Source organism: Mesorhizobium sp. 43Arga, from assembly GCF_053714255.1.
On record NZ_JBSKBO010000002.1, the window covers coordinates 547,967 to 560,898 of the forward strand.

A 12,932-nucleotide genomic window follows, 5' to 3' on the forward strand; every position below is an offset into this window, starting at 1 on the left:
CATTGTGGCGAGACACTGCGGAGGTTCTCATGCGACCGGCGACGGCAATCGCGCTGCTTTGGCTCGTCTGGGTGGTCACCTGGATTGCGGCCGCCGTATGGGCTGATCCGGCTCAAAAACGCGCCACCATCGGCGCGGAGGTCCGTTATCGTGTGTTCTGGCTGGCAGGCACCGTTCTGTTGTTCGTCCCGGCGCACGGCTACGAGGGCAGGTTGAGATTGTGGACGCCGACACTGGCCGAGGCCTGGGCCTGCATTGCTCTGATCGCCATCGGCCTCATCTTCTCGTGGTGGGCGCGTATTCATTTGGGCAGGCTGTGGTCGGCCTCGGTGACCGCCAAGGCAGACCACCGCGTGGTCGACACAGGCCCTTATGGATTGGTCCGGCATCCGATCTACACAGGATTGCTGCTGGCGCTCCTCGCCACCATGGCGGCGAAAGGCACTGTCTGGGGCATTGCAGGTGTCGCACTGCTCACCATGGGCATCGTCATCAAGGCAAAACTCGAGGAGCGCTTCTTGCGCGGCGAACTTGGCCCCGCCTATGACGACTACGCGCGGCGGGTGCCGATGCTGGTTCCGTTTACGCCGGCCTGACGCGCCAAGGTCGGCGAACGCCAGCTCAGTTCGATTTCCCCGCCGTGCTGCCTTGCCGAAAATGCTCGACCGCACCGTCGATTTGAACCCAATCATGTTTCTGCTGTTCGAAGATCGACCGGACGGGAGGCGGATAGTTCGGGTTGGCCAACGCACCCACCGCGACACCGAGCATCGACGGCAGCCTGTCGGCTTTCCAAAAGACCGTCGAGCCGCAGGCGGGACAGAAGTAATTGTGCACCTTGCCGCCGCTTGCCGCATCGCGGGTGAATTCTTTCGCGGTTCCAGAGATGGCGACAGCGTCAGCCGGATAAAAGGCGCCGACGCCGAAGGGCGCGCCGGTTCGGCGCTGGCAATCGAGACAGTGGCAGGCGACAACCAGTCTTGATGGTCCTGTCAGCGTCAGCCTGAGGGCACCGCAGCTGCATCGGGCATCGATCATTGGAACTCTCCTTTTCTGAAAGGGGATCGCGTTGATTCAAGCCGACCCCGACACAGGCTGTGCGAGAGTCAGGTCAGGTTGAACGGGAGTGGAAAACGGCGCGAAGCGGCCCGGCTGAAGGACGAAGGTCCGTATGGCCTTTCAGGCCAGTATCACCGCGACATGCCTAAAGCATCCGGATAAGCGCGCCGCCAATCGAATACCCCGCACCAAAGGCGCAGATCAAGCCGAAATCGCCGGGCTTCATGTCGGCATGGTTCTCCGACAGCGCGACGATGGCGCCGGCGCCCGCCGTATTGCCCAGCCGCTCGAGCACCATCGGCGCGCGATCGTGGTCGACATCGTGGCCGAACGACAGTTTCAGGATCATCGCATTCATGCGCGCATTGGCCTGATGCAGCCAGAAGCGCCGGATCGCCTGCGGCGTCAGCCCGTGCTCGGCCAGGAACTCGACGATGAATTTCTGGCCAGCGACGGTGACTTCCTTGAACACCTTGTTGCCGACCTGTTTGATCAGATTGCCTTCCAGGTTGATCATGTAGGGATCATCCTGGGCGGTGCGGGTGTGGTAGCCCAGATTGGTGCGGATGTTGTTCGACATCTGCGTCCACAGCCGCGTGTCCAGAACCTCGAAACGCCCCGGCCGTTTGTCGCCCTGGGCGAGCCCCTCCACCACCATCGACACCGAGGCGTCGCCGAAGATGAAATGCGTCTGCCGGTCGCGGAAATTGAGATGGCCGGTGATGATTTCCGGGGTGGTCACCAGGATGCGCTTGTGCGCGCCCGAGCGCACAAGATTGACCGCCATGTGCAGCGCAGCCGCCGCTGACGAACAGCCGAGCCCCATGTCGAAGCCGGCGCCGGTGGTGCCGAGCGCCTCCTGCATTTCGATGGCGATCGCCGGATAGGGCCGCTGGTGGTGCGAGGCCGAGCAGATGATCAGATCGATCTGGGACGGTTCAAGCCCGGCATGGTCGAGCGCTTTCCTGGCCGAAGCAATGCCGAACTCGGCCTCCAGTGACAGCGCGTCGTCGGGCCGCGCCGGAATGCGCGGCGTCATGCGGGTCGGATCGAGAATGCCTTCGCGTTCGATGACATGACGGGATTTTACACCCGAGGCATGGACGATGAAGTCGGCGTCGGATTTCTGCAGCAGCGCCTCGCCGGTACCCTGGCGGCGCGCATTCTCCGTGTCGACCCAGCTGTTGAAGCTCTCGACCAGTTCTTCATTCGTGATGACAGCTTCAGGAATTTCAGCGCCGATGCCGCTGATGATGACGCGATGCATGTTTCAGTCCGTCCCATCCGCAGGCGTTGCGGCTTCATGTGGGCGCCGAAACGCTTCGGCGCAACACTTTTCTCATCCGGCGGGTTTACGCCAGCTTAAACCAAAGGATTCAGGCGGGCTTAAGCCAGGATTTCACCAGGCGCACAGCTTAGTGTTGGTCTGCGGGTTGTTCCAGCAGGCGCCGTCGTCGCGGCTGCGCACGAACTGCCCCGGCAGCGGCACATTGCGGCGACCGAGATTGACATAGCCATAGGCAAAGCCCGGCCCGTCGATCTCCAGCACATAGGTCGGGTAACCCGGCGCCGAGATGCGGAAGCTGCCGGCATCATCGATCGCGCGGTAGCTGCACGAGAAATACCCATCATCCGTGGTGAAGCAGCGGGCCCGCTTGGCTTGCGCCGAAACCGAGAACGCCAGAAGTGCCGCGGCGCACACGCAGCCCCCATAGAGCAACCTTTTCAAACTCATCATTTCCCCCTAGCCACGCTGGCCATCATGGCCCCACGCGATGAATTGGGCATGACGGCGAAACAGGGTCAAGCGGCCGCAACGGGCTGCAGGCGAAGTGGATAGTTCTTTCATGGGATGTGTTGAGATTCAGGTCAGGCCGAGTCGAAAGCGGTGGCTTCCGAGAACCGGAGCGGAGCGGACTTTTCGTACGTGAGTACAGTTCTACTGCGATGCAGTAGAACGGGGAAGCGCAGGTATCAGCCGTTTGCAGCCCGGCATCACCTGAATATCAACATATCCTAGCCGGCCCTCTTGGCGACAATGAAGATACGCGGAAAGCGCAGCAGAACCTTGCCGTTCGCCATTCTGGGATAGGCCTGTTTGACTTTGGCCGTGTAGTTATCCAGGAACATCTTGCGCTCGTCGGCGTCCAGCGGATCGAGGAACGGCTTCAGCCCGGTGGACTTCACCCATTCGACGATCGCCTCTGCGTCGGCAAGGGGATGGTTGTAGGCCGTATGCCAGATATCCAGCCGGTCGGAGAGCGGAGACAACAGGTCATAATAGAACGACACCGGCGGCAACGGCCCGCGCGCCGCGCCCTCGAGCTTCTCGGCGAACGGCATTTCGGCGGCGGTTTCCCGCATCATCTGATGCGAGGGCTCAAGCAGATTGTCGGGCATCTGGACGGCCAGCGCGCCACCGGGCGCCAGAAAGCCCATCAGCCGCTGCAACACCGCCGGATGCGTGGGCAGCCACTGAAACACCGCGTTGGCGAAGATAACATTGACCGGTTCGGCCGGCTGCCATGTCGACGCGTCCGCCAGGTCGAAGCTGACATTGGGCAGGCGCGCCCTCGCCTTCTCGATCATGTCGGGCGAGGTGTCGAAGCCCATCACCTGCGCATCCGGCCAGCGCTCGACCAGAAGCTCGGTCGAATTGCCAGGCCCGCAGCCTATGTCGACGACCCGGCGCGGGAAGTCGACCGGCACTTGCGCTGCGAGATCACGCGCCGGCCGCGTGCGCTCATCCTCGAATTTCAGATATTGGGCGGCGGACCAGTCAGCCATTTGAACTCCTCACGTGGCTTTGAGAATTCACCGCCCCAACGATCCCCTACCGCGTCAGCCGCTTGTGCGTCATGCGGTGCGGGGCGGCCGCCTCGGCGCCCAGGCGCCGCAGCTTGTCCTTCTCATATTCCTCGAAATTGCCTTCGAACCACTCGACATGCGCGTCGCCTTCGAAGGCCAGCATGTGGGTCGCCATGCGGTCGAGGAACATGCGATCGTGGCTGATGATGACGGCGCAGCCGGCATAGGCTTCGAGCGCGTCTTCCAGCGCTCCCAGCGTTTCGGTGTCAAGGTCGTTGGTCGGTTCGTCGAGCAGCAGCACGTTGCCGCCGTTCTTCAGCATCTTGGCCAGATGCACGCGGTTGCGCTGGCCGCCGGAGAGGTTGCCGACTTTCTGCTGCTGGTCGCCGCCGCGGAAGTTGAAGGACGAGCAATAGGCGCGGCTGTTGATCTCGTGCTTGCCGAGCTTGATGATTTCGGCGCCGCCGGAGATTTCTTCCCACACGGTCTTGTTCCCATCCAGTGCGTCGCGGCTCTGGTCGACATAGCCGAGCTTGACCGTCTCGCCGATGCGCACGGTGCCCGCATCCGGCTTTTCCTGGCCGGTGAAGGTCTTGAACAGCGTCGTCTTGCCGGCGCCGTTCGGGCCGATCACGCCGACGATGCCGCCCGGCGGCAGCCGGAACGACAGGTTCTCGATCAGAAGCTCGTCGCCAAAACCCTTGTTGAGGCCTTCGACTTCGATGACCACATTGCCGAGACGCTCGCTTGAGGGAATAACGATCTGCGTGTCGGTCGGCTTGCGGTTCTGCGACTGCTCGACAAGTTCCTCATAGGCCTTGATACGCGCTTTCGACTTGGTCTGGCGCGCCTTCGGCGAGGACTGGATCCATTCGCGCTCGCGCCAGATCGACTTCTGACGAGCGTCGTCCTCGCGGCCTTCCTGGATCAGGCGCTTGGCCTTGGCATCGAGATATCTGGTGTAGTTGCCCTCATAGGGAATGCCGCGGCCACGGTCGAGCTCGAGGATCCAGCCAGTGACATTGTCGAGGAAGTAGCGGTCGTGGGTGATGATCAGCACCGAGCCCGGATAGTCGCGCAGGTGCTTCTCCAGCCACGCCGTGGTCTCGGCGTCGAGATGGTTGGTCGGTTCGTCGAGCAGCAACAGGTCGGGCTGTTCCAGAAGCAGCCGGCAGAGCGCCACGCGGCGACGCTCGCCGCCCGACAGGTTGGTCACTTCGGAATCGGCCGGCGGACACTGCAGCGCGTCCATCGCCATCTCGACCTGCTGGTCGAGATCCCACAGGTTGAGCCGGTCCATCTCGTCCTGCAGCTTGGCGGACTCGTCGGCTGTCTCGTCGGAATAGTTCATCATCAGTTCGTTGTAGCGCTCGATGATGGCGGTCTTCCTGCCGACGCCGTCCATGACGTTTTCACGCACGGTCTTGGAGTTGTCGAGATGCGGCTCCTGCGCCAGGTAGCCGACGGTGGCACCCTCGGCCAGCCATGCCTCGCCCTGAAACTCCTTGTCGAGCCCGGCCATGATGCGCAGGATGGTGGACTTACCCGAGCCGTTGGGTCCGAGAATGCCGATCTTGGCGTCCGGATAGAAGGACAGATGAACATTATCGAGCACCTTCTTGGTGCCGTAGGCCTTCGACAGGCCGGACATGTGATAGATGAACTGGCGTGCCACGCGCGCTTTCCCTGAAAAACTGACTGGATTTGCCGATTTGAATGGAGATTGGCCGCTATGTAGGCGATGCGGCGGCGAACGGCAATCGCTTTTGCCGGATCAAGCCGAACACACGGACAAGTGTGCGCTGACTGCCGAAGTTTTCCGCCGGTCGCGAGGCGCGTTGAAATCTCCGGTTAACCCTTCCGCGTCAAAACAGGATCGGGGTGGAATCGCAGGCTAACCGCGATTCCGGTAGAGAAAGCGGATCGACGGCAGTGCTGAACAGTTTCCTGCTCCTTGCCGAATCGGTCGTCTACTTCAGCGCCATGGTGACGCTGTTCCGCTTCCGCAAGCGCATTGGTCTCGGCGTCTTCGTCTGCGCGCTCGGCGTCATGCATTTCCTGGAGACCTATCTCGCCAGCGTCTTTTATGTCGCGCTGCCGTTCGGCCTGGTCTCGCCGGGCTCGGCGGTGCTGTTTTCGGGCAAGCTGGTGATGCTGCTCCTGCTCTATATCAAGGAGGACGCCGCCACCGTGCGTCAGCCCATCTACGGCCTGTTGCTCGGCAATGCGCTGATGATCGGGCTGGTGCTGCTCCTGCGCCTGCACGCCATCGCGCCGCTCCCCGACGGCAAGCTGCCTGACATCGGCTTCATCGACGAGATGGGCTGGCTGATGGTGTGGGGTACGACACTTCTGTTCATCGACGCCATCCTGATCATCCTGCTCTATGAAAGACTTGGGCGCACCCTGCGCAAGGCGCAGTTCGCGCGCATCCTGATCTGCGTCGCCTGCGTGCTGACCTTCGACCAGGCGGGCTTTTTCACCGCACTGCATTTCGTCGCCGGCGCGCCGATCGCCGTCTTCTTCGGCGGCTGGTTCGCCAAGATGGCAGCGGCGCTGGCCTTCAGCGGCATGCTCGTGGCCTACCTCAGATGGATCGAGCCCCGCGACATCGCGGTACCGCGCGGGCTGACCGACATTTTCGAAACGCTGACCTATCGCGAGCGCTATGAAGCGCTGGTCGAGCATGTCGGCCGCGACGGCCTGACCGGCCTGCTGCATCGCGGCCGCTTCGACGCCGACGGTGAAGCCGCCGTCGAGGTCAGCCTGCGCACGGCGAGGCCCCTCAGCCTGTTGATCATCGATGTCGACCATTTCAAGTCGATCAACGACCGTTTCGGCCATGCCGAAGGCGACAAGGTGCTGAAAGCGGTAGCAAGCCTGCTTCGCGAAGTGGCGAGCGCCGAGGACCAGGTGTTCCGGATCGGCGGCGAGGAATTCGCCATCCTCAGTTCGCGCCCGCATCCGGTCGCCAGGCTGTTTGGCGAAAGGATCCGCCACGCCGTCAAGGCATCGGCCGTCGCCAGCCGTTTCGAGCTGACCGTCAGCGCCGGCGTCTCAACCGTCGGCGAAACGACGCGCTGCCTTGCCGATCTGTTCGCCCTAGCCGATCAGCGCCTCTACAAGGCGAAGTCGACCGGGCGCGACCGCATCGTTGGAGAGCCAGCCGGCCACGAACCGGACGCCGCCATCGCCTGGACGAAATCGGCGCAGTTCTGATCTGGAGCAATTCCAGGAAAAGTGTGAACGGTTTTCCGTCCGGAATTGCGTCCAAACAAAGGGTTAGAGCGCGTCACCGTTTCCATGAAACGGTGAAACGCTCTACGATTTTCTCTGTCGCGCAATGCCGGTCAGCGTCGAGGCCGCCATCAGCGCGATCGCCAGCCATTTCAGCGTCGTGATGATCGGCCCGGCCTGGATGTCAAAGGCGATGAACAAAAGAATGCCCGGCACCAGGAGACCGCACATAATCAGCATGATGCGGTTGATCTGCCAGGACACTTTCGCGGCCAGCGCCTCATCGCCCGCTGCGGGGACCAGCGCCGCGCGCACCGTCTTGCCGCCCACCAGCATGGCCGAGAGGCGCATCGAAATGGGCAGGCCGAGCCCGATGATGAGGAAGGCGCAGGCGGCGAGCAGCAGCGAGAACTTCAGTGCGCTGGTTTGCGCCGGTATCGGAAACAGCAGCGTCGCCAGCGGCAGGAAGACACCGAACATGCCGAGAGCCGCGACGGCGATGAAGATCACCGCATTGACGATCGTGAACAGCCGATAGGTACCGGCGCCGACCGGCTCGGACAGAGTGCGCATGCGCGCCCACTCGGCATCGCTATAGGAAAAGCCCGGCCACCCCATCCTGGCATCGTTGATCGACACCATGCCCTTGGCCCAGAACGCCAGCCGCGCCAGCGCACTGCTTGTCATGCCACTCATTGCCGCCCCCGTTTCAATGATGCGGGACAGCATAGCACGGGCTTGGGACAGCCGTTAGGGCGCGTCCTTACTGGAACCCGATCGCGTCGACGGTGCCTATCGGGCAACCGGCCTTGTTGGTCGGCACCGAGGCCAGCAACAGGTCCTTGAGCGAAGCGTTCGGGCCGATCGGGCCGGCAAGGCCGAGCGTCAATTCGCCGATCAGCCGCCGGCCGTTCGACGGATCGATGACGCAGGACACCCGCACGCGATCCCCTGCCCCGGCGCCGAAGGCGGTGTCGAAGGCGCCGCGGATCTGGTCCGCCGTCAGCTTGCCGCCAACAGTCTTGGCGAAGAGCTCGCGCACCGGCGAGGCGTTGACCTGCCGCATCAGGCCGAGCGCGTCGGAGAAATACTCCTGCTGGTTCTTGCCGTAGCAGGTGCCGTGCTTGATCCATTCATGCCGTTCCAGCTGGGAGGCCGTGCCCGGCATCACCTGATCGAGCTCCTTGCGGGTGCCGGCGTCCAGATTGACCGGCGGCAGATCCTTCCAGTGAGCCGGATTGTCGTTGGCCTTGTCGCTTGCCGCCACCTGGCAATAGAAATTGCCGTTCGGCTGCGGCCACAGGCCATGCAAGGTGAAGTTGGTGGCATCGAACTCGTTCGGGTTCTGCGCCCTGCATTCGGGCTTGCTCGACTTGGTCTCGCAAAACGCCGGCTGCCAGCTCAGCGCGAAGACATATTCGGGTTTTCCCGAGGCGGCAGGCTTGCCTTGTCCGCTGGGTGCCGCTGGCACCGTCGCGGCACTGCTGCCCGACAGGTGGCCGCAAGTGACCTTCACCCAGCGGCGCTCCGGATCGGCGCCGGGCACCAGGATCAGGTAATGCGTCGGCGCGTCCTTGTTGCCGGCCAACAGCTGGTAGCTCTGTCCAGCATCGGTCGAGACATTGCCGGGGTTCTTGCCATTCTTGATGGCCTGCGTCGCCGGACAGGCAGCGTCGGCCACGAAGGTGCCGCTCATCTTGACTTCGGCATGCGCAGCAGTGGCCAGCGACACCGCCAGCATAGCCAATCCGAAAACGACACCAATGCGCATGAGAAATCCCCGGCTGAGAAGTGGGCGACAGACTGAAGCTGTCTCCATGTCAGAATTGCGATATTTTGCTAGCCCGTGGCAAGAAAGATCGTCGCGCAAAAGCAGTTGCTGTGGATTGACGCATAACCGGCGCCGGCGCAAACAAAGCCAACAACGATAAAATGAGGGGGAGAGCGGACGACCCATGCCTTTCAATCAGCAACGCATGGTCCGCTCACCGACCGGCTCCGATCTCAATCTCCTCGTCAGCCGCGCTGAAGGCAAACCGCGCGCGGTCGTCCAGATCAACCACGGCCTGGCCGAGCACGCCGCGCGCTATGCCCGCTTTGCCGATTTCCTCTCCGCGCGCGGCTTCCACGTCTATGTCCACGACCATCGCGGTCACGGCGCGACCAAGGCGCCTGACGCGCCGCTCGGCAAATTCGCCGACAGGGATGGCCCGGCCAAGGTGATCGCCGATGTCGACGCCATCCATGATCTCATCGCCAGCGAATGCCCGGGTCTGCCGGTCATCGTCTTCGGTCACTCCATGGGCGCGTCGGTGGCGCTGAACTACCTTTTGGGTCACTCGCCGCGCGTTCATGCCGCCGCGATCTGGAACTGCGATTTTTCGCAGGGGCTGCTTGGCCAGGTGGCACTCAGCATCCTCGCCTGGGAGCGGATGCGGCTGGGCTCCGACGTTCCGTCCCGCCTGCTGCCGAAACTCACCTTCCAGGCGTGGGGCAAGGCGGTGCCCAATCACCGCACGCTGTTCGACTGGCTTGCGCGCGACGAGGTGGAGGTGGCGAAATACATCGCCGATCCGCTGTGCGGCTGGGATGCCACTGTGTCGATGTGGCGCGACGTGGTCTCGATGGCGCTCAACGGCGGCAAGGATGCCAGCTTTGCCGGCGTTCGGCGCGACCTTCCCGTCGCCATCATCGGCGGCGAGAAAGATCCCGCCTCAGCCTATGGCAAGGGCATCACCCACCTTGCCAATCGCATGCGCAGGATGGGGTTTTCGAATCTCGTTTCAAAGGTTTACGCCGACACCCGCCACGAAAGCCTGAACGAGGTGAACCGCGACGCGATCATGGATGATTTCGCCGCCTGGGCCGACGGTGTCCTCAAGGCGTGAGGGGATTGGACCATTGCAAGGGCCGTGACAGCCGCAGCCCGGCTTGATAGAGGCTCTGCTTTCGAGGCAATCACGGTGATTGCGGCAACCACGGTGATTTATGGCCGAACCACCCCTGAAAGGCGTCCGCGTCATCGAACTCGCCCGCATCCTTGCCGGGCCCTGGGCCGGGCAATTGCTTGCCGATCTCGGCGCCGACGTCATCAAGGTCGAAAGTCCCGAGGGCGGCGACGACACCCGCAAATGGGGTCCGCCCTTCGTCATGAGCCATGACGGCGAAAACCTGTCGGCTGCCTACTATCATTCCTGCAATCGCGGCAAGCGCTCCATCGCCATCGACTTCTCGACGCCGGAGGGTGCCGAAACCATCCGCCGGCTGGTAGCCACGTCGGACGTGCTGATCGAGAACTTCAAGCTCGGCGGCCTGAAGAAATACGGCCTCGACTATGACAGCCTGCGCAAGATCAACCCGCGCCTCGTCTATTGCTCGATCACCGGCTTCGGCCAGGACGGGCCGTATGCGCCGCGCGCCGGCTACGACTTCATTATCCAGGCCATGGCCGGCATGATGTCGATCACCGGCGAGGTCGGGCGCGAGCCGCAAAAGGCCGGCGTCGCCATCTCGGACATCTTCACCGGGCTCTATTCCGTCATCGCCATCCAGGCCGCGCTACGCCATGCGGACCGGACCGGCGAAGGCCAGCATATCGACATGGCGCTGTTCGACACGCAGATCTCGGCACTCGGCAACCAGAACCTCAACTATCTCGTCTCCGGCAAGTCGCCGGTGCAGATGGGCAATGCGCATATGAACATCGCGCCTTACGAGGTGGTGCCGGTCCGCGACGGCCACATCATCCTGGCGGTCGGCAATGACGGCCAGTTCGCCAAATTCTGCGCCGCCGTCGGGCTGGATGAACTGTCGACCAATCCCGACTTTGCCACCAATCCGGCCCGGGTCGCCAACCGGGTGAAGCTGCGCGAACGCATCGTCGAGGCGCTGAGCGCGCTCGATCGCGACCCGCTGCTGGCAAGGCTCGAAGCGGCAAGCGTGCCGGCGAGCCCGATCAACACGATCGGCCAGATGTTCGCCGATCCGCAGACGATCGCGCGCGGCATGCGGCTCGACCTCGACGACGGCCATGGCAATCTTCTGCCTTCGGTGCGCGCGCCGATGGTGATGTCGGGCACGCCGCTGGTCTATGAGCGCCCCTCGCCGCGCCTGGGCGAACACACCGACGAAATCCTTGCCGAACTGGAGAGATCAGTGAAATGAAGACCGGTGGACAACTGATCGTCGAGGCGCTGGAGGCGAACGGCACCGACCGCATCTTCTGCGTGCCCGGCGAATCCTATCTGGCGGTGCTCGACGCGCTGCACGATTCATCGATCCGCACCATCGTCTGCCGCCAGGAAGGCGGTGCTGCCATGATGGCCGACTGCCAGGGCCGGCTGACCGGCAGGCCCGGCATCTGCTTCGTCACCCGCGGGCCCGGCGCCACCAACGCATCCGCCGGCATCCACATCGCCATGCAGGATTCGGTGCCGCTCATCCTGTTCATCGGCCAGGTCGCCAGCCACGCCAAGGAACGCGAGGCGTTCCAGGAGGTGGATTATAAGAGGTTCTTCGGCGACATCGCCAAATGGGTGGTCGAGATCGACGACGCCTCGCGCATCCCCGAATTCGTCACCCGCGCCTTCGCGGTCGCAACATCGGGCCGGCCTGGCCCGGTCGTCATCTCGCTGCCGGAGGACATGCTGACCAGCGAGGTCGAGGCGCCGGAAGCACTTCCCCACACGCCGGTCGAGACCTATCCCGGCGGGACCGAACTCGATGCGCTGGAAATGCTGCTCAACGGCGCCAAGCGACCATTCGTCATCCTCGGCGGCACACGCTGGAATGAGGAAGCCGTGGCGCGCATGCGCGCCATATCGGAGACATGGTCGCTTCCCGTCGGCTGCTCTTTCCGCCGCCAGATGCTGTTCGACCATCTTCACGCGAACTACGCCGGCGACGTCGGCATCGGCATCAACCCCAAGCTGGCGGCGCAGGTCAAGGCGGCCGACGTCGTGCTGTTGATCGGCGGGCGCATGGGCGAGATGCCCTCTTCCGACTACACGCTGCTGAAAAGCCCCTACCCCGACCAGGCGCTGGTGCATGTCCACGCCGACGCCGGCGAACTCGGCCGCGTCTACCGGCCGACGCTGGCGATCAACGCCTCGCCCGCCGCCTTCGTCGAGGCCTTTGCCAGGCGCAAGCCGGCCGGAACGCCATCCTGGGCAGCAGAGACGGCGAAAGCGCATAGCGCCTATCTCGAATGGTCGACGCCGCCGCGGACGGGTCCGGGCGACGTGCAGATGGGCCCGATCATGACATATCTGGAACAGGAGCTGCCCGACGACGCCATCTTCGCCAACGGCGCCGGCAATTACGCCACCTGGGTGCATCGTTTCCACCGCTTCCGCCGCTTCGGCACGCAGGCGGCGCCGACCTCCGGCTCGATGGGCTACGGCACCCCGGCGGCGGTCGCCGCCAAGGCGCTTCATCCGGATCGCACCGTGATCGCCTTTGCCGGCGACGGCTGCTTCCTGATGAATGGCCAGGAGTTCGCCACCGCCGTGCAATATGACCTGCCGATCATCGTGATCGTCGTCAACAACGGCATTTACGGCACCATCCGCATGCACCAGGAACGCGAATATCCCGGCCGCGTCGTCGCCACCGATCTCAGGAATCCCGATTTCGCGTCGCTGGCACGCGCCTATGGCGGCCATGGCGAGACGGTCGAGAAGACGGCCGACTTCGCGCCGGCCTTCGAGCGAGCACGGGCCAGCGGCAAGCCGGCCATCGTCGAAATCAGGCTCGATCCCGAAGCGATCACGCCGACCCGCACGATGACGCAGATCCGCGACAAGGCGTGATACAAACAAAAAGGGGCG

General features: G+C 63.4%; 12 protein-coding genes. 5 read left to right on the forward strand and 7 right to left on the reverse strand.

The window, feature by feature from the left end; translation table 11 throughout:
• The first annotated feature begins 29 nt into the window (after positions 1-29).
• Entirely contained in the window at positions 30-596 is a 567-nt protein-coding gene (locus ACWGS8_RS09125) for a methyltransferase family protein (RefSeq protein WP_454580608.1), read from the forward strand.
• Positions 597-621: 25 nt separating this feature from the next.
• Here ACWGS8_RS09125 and ACWGS8_RS09130 read toward each other — a convergent pair whose 3' ends face one another.
• The 5 genes from ACWGS8_RS09130 to ettA form a co-directional block, all read right to left on the reverse strand.
• Positions 622-1,038: a GFA family protein gene (locus ACWGS8_RS09130; protein ID WP_454580609.1), complete on the reverse strand. Its 417-nt coding sequence runs from the start codon at positions 1,036-1,038 to the stop codon at positions 622-624.
• 166 nt (positions 1,039-1,204) lie between these two features.
• Entirely contained in the window at positions 1,205-2,326 is a 1,122-nt protein-coding gene (locus tag ACWGS8_RS09135; RefSeq protein ID WP_454580610.1) for a beta-ketoacyl-ACP synthase III, read from the reverse strand.
• A gap of 132 nt (positions 2,327-2,458) precedes the next feature.
• The gene (locus ACWGS8_RS09140; RefSeq protein ID WP_454580611.1) at positions 2,459-2,794 is read right to left on the reverse strand and encodes a hypothetical protein; all 336 of its coding nucleotides are present in this window, start codon (positions 2,792-2,794) and stop codon (positions 2,459-2,461) included.
• Positions 2,795-3,075: 281 nt separating this feature from the next.
• Positions 3,076-3,846 (reverse strand): trans-aconitate 2-methyltransferase, encoded by a 771-nt coding sequence (tam, locus tag ACWGS8_RS09145; protein WP_454580612.1) that lies wholly within the window; start codon positions 3,844-3,846, stop codon positions 3,076-3,078.
• Positions 3,847-3,892: 46 nt separating this feature from the next.
• The gene (ettA, locus tag ACWGS8_RS09150; protein WP_019859140.1) at positions 3,893-5,542 is read right to left on the reverse strand and encodes an energy-dependent translational throttle protein EttA; all 1,650 of its coding nucleotides are present in this window, start codon (positions 5,540-5,542) and stop codon (positions 3,893-3,895) included.
• A 257-nt stretch (positions 5,543-5,799) separates the two neighbouring features.
• On the opposite strand from ettA, the gene ACWGS8_RS09155 reads away from it, so the two are divergent.
• Positions 5,800-7,086, forward strand: coding sequence for a diguanylate cyclase (locus ACWGS8_RS09155; RefSeq protein WP_454580613.1), 1,287 nt, complete (start codon positions 5,800-5,802; stop codon positions 7,084-7,086).
• Positions 7,087-7,188: 102 nt separating this feature from the next.
• Here ACWGS8_RS09155 and ACWGS8_RS09160 read toward each other — a convergent pair whose 3' ends face one another.
• A complete protein-coding gene (locus ACWGS8_RS09160) occupies positions 7,189-7,800 on the reverse strand; it encodes a hypothetical protein (RefSeq protein WP_454580614.1) in 612 nt (203 codons plus the stop codon).
• A 67-nt stretch (positions 7,801-7,867) separates the two neighbouring features.
• Positions 7,868-8,875, reverse strand: a complete 1,008-nt coding sequence (locus tag ACWGS8_RS09165) for a ribonuclease T2 family protein (protein WP_454580615.1) — start codon at positions 8,873-8,875, stop codon at positions 7,868-7,870.
• A gap of 184 nt (positions 8,876-9,059) precedes the next feature.
• Here ACWGS8_RS09165 and ACWGS8_RS09170 point away from each other — a divergent pair, with 184 nt between their 5' ends.
• From ACWGS8_RS09170 to ACWGS8_RS09180, 3 genes are all read left to right on the forward strand, one after another.
• Positions 9,060-9,992, forward strand: a complete 933-nt coding sequence (locus ACWGS8_RS09170) for an alpha/beta fold hydrolase (protein ID WP_454580616.1) — start codon at positions 9,060-9,062, stop codon at positions 9,990-9,992.
• Between the two features lie 100 nt (positions 9,993-10,092).
• Positions 10,093-11,268, forward strand: a complete 1,176-nt coding sequence (locus tag ACWGS8_RS09175) for a CaiB/BaiF CoA transferase family protein (RefSeq protein ID WP_454580617.1) — start codon at positions 10,093-10,095, stop codon at positions 11,266-11,268.
• Entirely contained in the window at positions 11,265-12,914 is a 1,650-nt protein-coding gene (locus tag ACWGS8_RS09180) for a thiamine pyrophosphate-binding protein (protein WP_454580618.1), read from the forward strand. The genes ACWGS8_RS09175 and ACWGS8_RS09180 overlap by 4 nt, the downstream gene beginning before the upstream one ends.
• The last annotated feature ends 18 nt before the right edge of the window (positions 12,915-12,932 follow it).

Bases quoted from the DNA above. Each gene is read 5' to 3' on its own strand.
- ACWGS8_RS09125 (WP_454580608.1), top strand. From the start codon at position 30: ATGCGACCGGCGACGGCAATCGCGCTGCTTTGGCTCGTCTGGGTGGTC.
- ACWGS8_RS09130 (WP_454580609.1), bottom strand. From the start codon at position 1,038: ATGATCGATGCCCGATGCAGCTGCGGTGCCCTCAGGCTGACGCTGACA.
- ACWGS8_RS09135 (WP_454580610.1), bottom strand. From the start codon at position 2,326: ATGCATCGCGTCATCATCAGCGGCATCGGCGCTGAAATTCCTGAAGCT.
- ACWGS8_RS09140 (WP_454580611.1), bottom strand. From the start codon at position 2,794: ATGAGTTTGAAAAGGTTGCTCTATGGGGGCTGCGTGTGCGCCGCGGCA.
- tam (WP_454580612.1), bottom strand. From the start codon at position 3,846: ATGGCTGACTGGTCCGCCGCCCAATATCTGAAATTCGAGGATGAGCGC.
- ACWGS8_RS09160 (WP_454580614.1), bottom strand. From the start codon at position 7,800: ATGAGTGGCATGACAAGCAGTGCGCTGGCGCGGCTGGCGTTCTGGGCC.
- ACWGS8_RS09165 (WP_454580615.1), bottom strand. From the start codon at position 8,875: ATGCGCATTGGTGTCGTTTTCGGATTGGCTATGCTGGCGGTGTCGCTG.
- ACWGS8_RS09170 (WP_454580616.1), top strand. From the start codon at position 9,060: ATGCCTTTCAATCAGCAACGCATGGTCCGCTCACCGACCGGCTCCGAT.
- ACWGS8_RS09175 (WP_454580617.1), top strand. From the start codon at position 10,093: ATGGCCGAACCACCCCTGAAAGGCGTCCGCGTCATCGAACTCGCCCGC.
- ACWGS8_RS09180 (WP_454580618.1), top strand. From the start codon at position 11,265: ATGAAGACCGGTGGACAACTGATCGTCGAGGCGCTGGAGGCGAACGGC.